This window comes from Mycobacterium sp. MUNTM1, assembly GCF_054660795.1.
The window spans coordinates 1-6,089 of record NZ_BAAGDE010000109.1 but is presented as its reverse complement, the minus strand read 5'-3'; the positions used below and the strand labels follow the sequence as shown (position 1 = coordinate 6,089).

Annotated in this window: 8 protein-coding genes; 6 read left to right on the top strand and 2 right to left on the bottom strand. The window is 67.8% G+C overall.

From position 1 onward, the window contains the following. The first annotated feature begins 42 nt into the window (after nt 1-42). Nucleotides 43-756: an HNH endonuclease family protein gene (locus ACYQ8K_RS29660; RefSeq protein WP_459974895.1), complete on the top strand. Its 714-nt coding sequence runs from the start codon at nt 43-45 to the stop codon at nt 754-756. Nucleotides 757-760: 4 nt separating this feature from the next. Here ACYQ8K_RS29660 and ACYQ8K_RS29655 read toward each other — a convergent pair whose 3' ends face one another. Both ACYQ8K_RS29655 and ACYQ8K_RS29650 read right to left on the bottom strand, forming a co-directional pair. Continuing rightward, nucleotides 761-1,606, bottom strand: a complete 846-nt coding sequence (locus ACYQ8K_RS29655; RefSeq protein ID WP_459974897.1) for an aldo/keto reductase — start codon at nt 1,604-1,606, stop codon at nt 761-763. Nucleotides 1,607-1,942: 336 nt separating this feature from the next. Beyond that, entirely contained in the window at nt 1,943-2,083 is a 141-nt protein-coding gene (locus ACYQ8K_RS29650) for a hypothetical protein (protein WP_459974893.1), read from the bottom strand. On the opposite strand from ACYQ8K_RS29650, the gene ACYQ8K_RS29645 reads away from it, so the two are divergent. The 5 genes from ACYQ8K_RS29645 (at nt 2,082) to coaD (ending at nt 5,871) form a co-directional block, all read left to right on the top strand. After that, nucleotides 2,082-3,200, top strand: coding sequence for an alpha/beta hydrolase (locus tag ACYQ8K_RS29645; protein ID WP_459974891.1), 1,119 nt, complete (start codon nt 2,082-2,084; stop codon nt 3,198-3,200). The two genes, ACYQ8K_RS29650 and ACYQ8K_RS29645, sit on opposite strands and share 2 nt — an antisense overlap. Before the next feature lie 101 nt (nt 3,201-3,301). Beyond that, nucleotides 3,302-4,069, top strand: a complete 768-nt coding sequence (locus ACYQ8K_RS29640; RefSeq protein ID WP_459974889.1) for a DsbA family protein — start codon at nt 3,302-3,304, stop codon at nt 4,067-4,069. Next, on the top strand, nt 4,066-4,701 hold the full coding sequence (locus ACYQ8K_RS29635; protein ID WP_459974887.1) for a vitamin K epoxide reductase family protein: 636 nt from the start codon (nt 4,066-4,068) through the stop codon (nt 4,699-4,701). Before ACYQ8K_RS29640 ends, ACYQ8K_RS29635 begins: the two co-directional genes overlap by 4 nt. 10 nt (nt 4,702-4,711) lie before the next feature. After that, a complete protein-coding gene (rsmD, locus tag ACYQ8K_RS29630; protein ID WP_459974885.1) occupies nt 4,712-5,266 on the top strand; it encodes a 16S rRNA (guanine(966)-N(2))-methyltransferase RsmD in 555 nt (184 codons plus the stop codon). A gap of 122 nt (nt 5,267-5,388) precedes the next feature. Continuing rightward, nucleotides 5,389-5,871: a pantetheine-phosphate adenylyltransferase gene (gene coaD, locus ACYQ8K_RS29625; RefSeq protein ID WP_459974883.1), complete on the top strand. Its 483-nt coding sequence runs from the start codon at nt 5,389-5,391 to the stop codon at nt 5,869-5,871. Nucleotides 5,872-6,089 lie beyond the last annotated feature (218 nt).

Genomic DNA, 6,089 nt, shown 5'->3' with positions numbered 1-6,089 from the left:
GCGATTCACCGACACCGACCGCATCGAATACCTGGACAAATCGTGAATCGCAAAGTGCTGCTGTGGCTGGCCGCGGCGGCGGCGCTCGCGCTGCTGGTGGCCTACCAGACGGTGGGCTCCTCGACGGCCCGGCATTCGGCGGAATACGCCGCGCGCGCTGACGTTCCGACGGTGCAGCCCGGCACCGACGTGCTCGCGGGCATCGCCGTCGTGCCGCTGCGCCAGCACCGCTACGACTACCTGCGGTCGGCGTTCGGCGACGCCTGGGACGACGACAACGATGCGCCGATGGGGCACAACGGATGTGACACGCGCGACGATATCCTCAACCGCGATCTCGTCGATAAGACGTATGTGTCGGTCAAGCGGTGTCCGGACGCGGTGGCCACCGGCACGCTGCACGACCCGTATACCAACAAGACCATTGCCTTCCAGCGTGGGCCCAAGGTGGGCGAATCCGTTCAGATCGACCACATCGTCCCGCTCGCCTACGCCTGGGACATGGGCGCCAGCGGCTGGCCCGCCGCCGAGCGGCGGCGTTTCGCCAACGACCCGGCCAACCTGCTGGCCGTCGACGGGCAGGCCAATCAGGACAAGGGCGATTCGCCGCCGGCGCAATGGATGCCGCCGAACGCGGCGTTCGCGTGCCAGTACGCCATGCAGTTCATCGCGGTGCTGCGTGGCTACGCGCTGCCGGTGGACCAGGCGTCGACCGGGGTGCTGCGGCAGGCCGCGACGACCTGCCCGACGGGATAGCGGGCTACGAGCCCGTGTAGGTCTCCGGGTCCGGGCGCAGCCGGGTGCCGTCGTTGAGGCCGTTGATCGCGTCCATGTGCTCGTCGGCCAGCTCGAAGTCGAACACGTCCAAGTTGGAGGCGATGTGCTCGGCGTTGGCCGACCGGAAGACGACCGCGTTGCCCAGCTGCAGGTTCCACCGCAGCAGCACCTGTGAGGCGGTCTTGCCGTATTCGCCGGCGACGGAATTCACCGTCGCGTTGTCGTTCAGCTTGCCCAGCGCCAGCGGCGTGTAGGACTGGGTGAGCACGTTGTGCTCGGCGTTGGTCTTGCGCAGCGCTTCCTGGTTGAGCAGCGGGTGCAGCTCGATCTGGTTGACCGCCGGGGTGACGAAGGTGAGGTCGATGACCGTCGTCAGGTGCTCGTCGGTGAAGTTGGAGACGCCGATCGAGCGGGCAAGGCCATCCCCGCGCGACTGGATCAGCCCGCCGAAGGAGTTGACGTACGTCCCGAGCGACGGGGCGGGCCAGTGGATCAGGTAGAGGTCGACGTAGTCCAGGCCGAGGCGCTCCAGGCTGGCGCTGCACGCGTCCATCGCACCCTTGAAACCCTGGTCGGGGGTGGCCAGCTTGGTGGTGACGAACAGCTCGGCGCGGGGAATGCCGGAGGCCGCGATCGCGCGCCCGACGGCTTCTTCGTTCCCGTAGACGGCGGCCGTGTCGATCAGCCGGCAGCCGATTTCGAGCGCCGCCGACACCGCGCGTTCGGTCTCGTCATCCGACAATTCCGCGACGCCCAGGCCCAGGGCCGGGATCGTGTTTTCGTCGTTGAGAGCAATTGAGGGTAAGGCGGAGCCCGACTCGCCGGCCAATTCATTCACCTGCCTGTGAAATTGAAGGTTCGAGATTGTGCACCGAGCCGGGTTCCGTCATCGAGCGAGAGATCAACGCCGTTCGGCGCCGAGTTCGAGGCGCTCGGTTCGATATCGAACACGTCGAAGTTGCTCGCAATCCGATGACAGCTCACCGACTTGGGGATCACGATATTACCGAGTCAGTTAATGCAACCTCATCAACACCTGGGCAGGTGTCTATCCGCGCCTTCTGCATCGAGTACGCCACCCCGTACAGTTAGTCGCGCGGCACACCGGAATCGGCAGCCGCCCGGGCGGTCTTGCGTACGACGCGGGGGCGGCGGCGATGTCGATTTACCGGTAACCGACGACGGCGGCGCTGACCGCCCGTTTGGTGGCCGCCGGGGCCGGCAAGCCTTGAGGCGATGGGTAGCGGTAGCCGAATAACCGTTCGTCGTCGAGCGTCAGCACGTGTTGTTTAAGGGGGTTGCCCATGACCAGGCCTCTGTCAGGCGCACCGGAGCTCGAGTTCGGGGCCGCCCGGCCCTCGGTGCCGCTGGCCAGTCGCATCCAGGGTGCCGTCACCAGCGTGGGGGCCAAGGTCATCCCGTGGATCCCGACCGCCATCAGACGAGGGCTGGTCCGCGGCCGTTCGGTCATCATCGACGGCAACACGCTGGATCCGACGTTGCAGCTGATGCTGTCGGGCCTGCGCGCCGTCGGCGTCGACGGGCTGGTCGTGGACGACGACCCGCAGGCGTCGCGCGCGCAGATGCGCGAGTCGACCGTCGGCTTCCCCGGGCCGCAGATCCACGTCGACGTCGACGAGCTGTCGCTGCCCGGCCCGGCCGGCGACATCCCGGCCCGCCACTACCGCCCGGCGGGCGGCGAGGAGGCGCCGCTGCTGGTCTTCTATCACGGCGGCGGCTGGTCGATCGGCGACCTGGACACCCACGACGCCCTGTGCCGGCTGACCTGCCGCGACGCCGGCATCCACGTGTTGTCGATCGACTACCGGCTGGCCCCCGAGCACCCGGCGCCGGCCGCCATCGAGGACGCCTACGCGGCCTTCACCTGGGCCTACCGGCACGCCGGCGAGCTCGGCGCGACGCCGGGGCGGGTCGCGGTCGGCGGCGACAGCGCCGGCGGCAACCTGGCCGCCGTGGTCAGCCAACTGGCGCGCGACGAGGGCGCCCCGGCGCCTATGCTGCAATGGCTGATCTACCCGCGCACCGACTTCACCGCGCAGAACCGGTCGCTGACCCTGTTCTCGCGCGGCTTCCTGCTGACCAAGCGGGACATCGACTGGTTCGAATCGCAGTATCTGCGGCGTTCGGAGCTGGACCGCACCGATCCGCGGGTCTCCCCGGCGCTGGCCGAATCGCTGACCGGGCTGGCTCCCGCGCTGATCGCGGTCGCCGGCTTCGATCCGCTGCGCGACGAGGGCGAGAGCTACGCCGAGGCGCTGCGGGCCGCCGGTGTCGCGGTGGACCTGCGGTACCTGGGTTCGCTGACCCACGGCTTCGCCAATCTGTTCCAGCTGGGCGGCGACAGCATGGTCGCGACCAGCGAGCTGATTTCGGCGCTGCGCGCACACCTGAGCCGGGTCTGATTCCTTGACCGGCCGGCGCCGGTAATCTAGAGGCGCTTTGTCCGATCGCTTTGTCCGCAACCGGGCAGACCGACAACTCGTACCGAAAGATCAGGGAACCAGTGGCCGACAAACCCAAACGTCCCCCGCGATTCGACATGAAGTCGGCCTCCGGCGGTAAGTCGAGCCGGCTCGTCCAAATCGGCGGCACCGCATTCGTGGTGATCTTCGCGGTCGCCCTCGTCTTCTACATCGTGACGTCGCACCACAAGAAGACCGGCCCCACCGGCGCCGGTGACACCGTCCGGGTGACGTCGAGCAAGCTGGTCACCCAGCCGGGCAGCAGCAACCCCAAGGCCGTGGTGACGTTCTACGAGGACTTCCTGTGCCCGGCGTGCGGCAACTTCGAGCGGACCTTCGGCCCGACGGTGTCCAGGCTGATCGACCTCGGCGCCATCGCCGCCGACTACAACATGGTGTCGATCCTCGACAGCTCGCGGAACCAGAACTATTCGTCGCGCGCGGGGGCCGCGGCGTTGTGCGTTGCCGACGAGTCCCAGGACGCGTTCCGGCGCTTCCACTCGGCGCTGTTCAGCACCGACATCCAGCCCAGCGAAACCGGCAAGTCCTTCCCCGACAACGCGCGATTGATCGAACTTGCCCGCGAGGCGGGGGCGGCGGGCAAGGTGCCGGACTGCATCAACAGCGGCAAGTACCTGTCCAAGGTCACCGGCGAGGCGGCGGCCGGGCACATCAACGCGACGCCGACCATCAAGATCAACGGTGGCGACTACGACCCGTCGACACCCGATGCGCTGGTCAACAAGATCAAAGAGATCGTGGGCAACATCCCGGGCATCGACGGCGCGGTCGCGCCGGCATCCATGTGACCGGTGCGGTGTCCACAGCAGCAGCCGACTTGACCACGGCCAGGTCGGGCGCGCCGCGAGTGCCGGCGCTCAGCGCCTGGTGGGTGCTGATCGCCGGCGTGATCGGCCTGGTGGCGTCGATGACGCTGACGGTCGAGAAGATCGACATTTTGCTCAACCCGTCGTACGTGCCGTCCTGCAATATCAACCCGATCCTGTCCTGCGGTTCGGTGATGATCACGCCGCAGGCGTCGCTGCTCGGCTTCCCCAACCCGCTGCTGGGCCTGGTGGCCTTCACCGTGGTGGTCGTCAGCGGGCTGCTGGCGCTGACGAAAGTGGCTCTGCCGCAATGGTATTGGGTTGGCCTGACGGTCGGGTTGCTGGTCGGTGCGGTGTTGGTGCACTGGCTGATCTTCCAGAGCCTGTATCGGATCAACGCCTTGTGCCCGTACTGCATGGTGGTATGGGCGGTCACCATCTCGCTGCTGGTGGTGGTCGCCTCGATCGCCTATCGCCCGGCGCTGCAAGACCGCCAGGCCGGCCCGGCGTGGGTGCTCTTCCAGTGGCGGTGGTCGATCGCTGCCCTCTGGTTCACCGCGGTGTTCCTGCTGATCATGGCGCGGTTCTGGGACTACTGGTCGACGCTGTTATAGGTAGCCGCACGTGACCCGGATCATCGGCGGAGTCGCAGGGGGCCGTCGCATCGCGGTCCCGCCGCGCGGCACCAGGCCCACCACCGACCGGGTCCGCGAGTCGCTCTTCAACATCTTGACCGCACGCCTGGACCTGACCGGGCTGGCCGTGCTGGACCTCTACGCCGGCTCGGGCGCACTGGGATTGGAGGCGCTGTCGCGCGGCGCCGCCGCCGCGCTCTTCGTGGAGTCCGACCCGCGCAGCGGATCCGTCATCGCACGCAACATCGAAACCCTCGGCCTGCCGGGCGCGACGCTGCGCCGGGGAGCGGTGGCGACCGAGCTGGCAGCCGGGACCGCGGCCACGTTCGATCTGGTGCTGGCCGACCCGCCCTACGACGTCGACGCCGCCGAGGTCGAGGCCGTGCTGGCCGCATTGGCCGCGCACGGCTGGGTGCGCGGGGGCAGCGTCGCGGTAGTGGAGCGGGCGGCCGGCGGCGCGCCGCTGAATTGGCCGGCCGGGTGGTCGGCGTGGCCGCAGCGGGTGTACGGCGACACCCGTCTGGAGCTGGCCGAGCGTCAGTGAGGTGGGCGTGTACCGTCATTCGTCATGGCGCCGCTCCTCAGCATCGCTTCGCTCTGCATCGTCTCGGCGCGCGTCATGATCGCCGCTGAACGGAGACCACGCCTTCACATCGGAGCGCCGCTATGACCGGCGCGGTGTGCCCGGGGTCGTTCGACCCGGTGACGCTGGGCCACATCGATGTCTTCGAGCGCGCGTCGGCTCAGTTCGACCAGGTGGTGGTGGCGATCCTGACCAACCCCGCCAAAAAGGGCATGTTCGATCTCGACGAGCGGATCGCGATGATCAACGAATCGACGACGCACCTGCCCAACCTGCGGGTGGAAGCCGGGCAGGGTCTGGTGGTGGATTTCGTCCGGTCGCGCGGCATGACCGCCATCGTGAAGGGGCTGCGCACCGGCACCGACTTCGAATACGAGCTGCAGATGGCGCAGATGAACAAGCACGTCGCCGGCGTGGACACCTTTTTCGTCGCGACCGCCCCGCGCTATTCGTTCGTGTCGTCGTCGCTGGCCAAAGAGGTTGCGATGCTCGGCGGTGACGTGTCCGAACTGCTGCCTGAACCGGTCAATCGTCGCCTGCGCCAAAGGCTTTCGGACAGGTCCTGACGCCGGGCGGTTGACGCGTAAAGCGTTGATCTGCAAGGGTTTTGGACAAGGGTATCGGGAACGCATTCCTTGCTACCCCAACCCGGTTGGGTTTTGATCCGGTGCTGGTGAGCTACCTAATTGGTTGTTGGTGGGGGTTGCAAGGGGTCGTACCACCACCAGTCGGCGCGCTCGCCGAAGGGCCCGGCACACGGTGGGACGTCGGGCGGGGGTCGGGT

Excerpts from the sequence above, each read along its gene's own strand:
- ACYQ8K_RS29645 (WP_459974891.1), top strand. The coding sequence starts at position 2,082 with ATGACCAGGCCTCTGTCAGGCGCACCGGAGCTCGAGTTCGGGGCCGCC.
- ACYQ8K_RS29650 (WP_459974893.1), bottom strand. The coding sequence starts at position 2,083 with ATGGGCAACCCCCTTAAACAACACGTGCTGACGCTCGACGACGAACGG.
- coaD (WP_459974883.1), top strand. The coding sequence starts at position 5,389 with ATGACCGGCGCGGTGTGCCCGGGGTCGTTCGACCCGGTGACGCTGGGC.